At 73.9% G+C, this 1,373-nt stretch carries 3 protein-coding genes; all 3 read right to left on the reverse strand.

Annotated elements, in window-relative coordinates; all coding sequences use genetic code 11:
- Nucleotides 1-741, reverse strand: a 741-nt coding sequence (locus tag ACVNF4_RS36060) for a beta-ketoacyl-[acyl-carrier-protein] synthase family protein (protein ID WP_461807038.1), incomplete at its 3' end; no start/stop codon positions are given.
- Nucleotides 738-968, reverse strand: a complete 231-nt coding sequence (locus tag ACVNF4_RS36065) for an acyl carrier protein (protein ID WP_461807039.1) — start codon at nt 966-968, stop codon at nt 738-740. The genes ACVNF4_RS36060 and ACVNF4_RS36065, both read right to left, overlap by 4 nt.
- Nucleotides 969-1,002: 34 nt before the next feature.
- The coding region (locus tag ACVNF4_RS36070) for a 3-oxoacyl-[acyl-carrier-protein] synthase III C-terminal domain-containing protein (protein ID WP_461807040.1) at nt 1,003-1,373 on the reverse strand (371 nt) is incomplete at its 5' end.

A 1,373-nucleotide genomic window follows, 5' to 3' on the forward strand; every position in this document is an offset into this window, starting at 1 on the left:
GCGGGCGTCGGCGCCGCGTTCCAGCACCAGCACGCCCGCCCCCTCGGCGGCCACGAACCCGTCCCGGTCCACGTCGAACGGGCGGGACGCGCCGTCCGGGTCGTCCTCCCGGCCGGACAACGCGCCCATCTGCGCGAACCCCGCCATCACCAGCGGCGTGATCATCGCCTCGCTGCCGCCGGCCACCACGATGTCGCAGCGGTCCAGGGCGAGCAGGTCACGGGCCGTGCCCACGGCGGTCGCCCCGGATGCGCAGGCCGTCGCCACCACCAGGTTCGGGCCCGTGGCGCCCAGCGTGATCGCGAGCTGCCCGGCCAGCATGTTCGGCAACTGCATCGGCAGCAGCAGGGGCGACACCCGCCGGGCCTGCTCGGTGAGCAGCACCCGGTGCTGCTCCTCCACGGTGCCCGGACCGCCGTCGGCCGACCCCATCACCACACCGACCCGGGCGCCGTCCCAGGACGCCGGGTCGAGCCCGGCGTCCGCCACCGCCTCCTGCGCCGCCACCAGGGCGAACTGCACGAACCTGTCCAGCCGCAGGGCACGCCGGGCACCGAGGAGGGTGTCGGCGCAGAACCCCGGCACCCGGGAGGACAGCCGTACCGGGTTTCCCGCCAGCGCCGGGTCGACGGCCGCCGTCGGCCGCCCGGCGCGCACCGCCTCCCAGCTGTCGGCGGTGCACGTCCCGGCGGGCGTCACCAGTCCCACACCGGTGACCGCGATGTCCGCGCCGACGGTCATACCGCCGCGCTCCGCTCCTCCATCAGCTTGGCCATGTCGCCGACGGTGGCCGCTTCCAGCAGCTCGTCGTCGCTGATGGCCAGGCCCAGTTCCTTCTCCAGCACCAGCGACAGCTCCACCACGGCGAGCGAGTCCAGCTCGATGTCCTCGCGCGTGGCGTCGGGGACCACGATCTCGGGGGTCACCTTGAGCTTGCTGACCAGCATTTCCTTCAATGTCTCGAACACGGTGTCTCCTTTGGATGTGTGTGTGCGACGAGGTTCAGAGAGAGGTGACCTCGGGCCAGACCAGCGCGGTCGCCCCCCAGGCCAGACCGCCGCCGAACGCGGTCGCCAGCAACCGGTGACCGGCTTTGAGCGTGCCCTCGGCGGCGGCCTGCGCGAGCAGCACCGCGAGGGACGCGCCCCCGGTGTTGCCCACGTGCTCGATGTTGGACAGCCGCCGCTCCGGCGCGATGCCCAGATCGTCGGCGACGGTGGCCAGGATCCGGGCGTTGGCCTGGTGCGCGGCGAACCGGTCGGCGTCCTGCGGGCCCGCCCAGCCGGCCGCCTCGGCGGCCAGCCGCGACGACTCGGTCATCCGGGCCACGGCGTGCCGGTACACCTCGCGGCCCGCCATCCGGAAGTACTCCT

Source organism: Streptomyces sp. S6 (assembly GCF_054880855.1).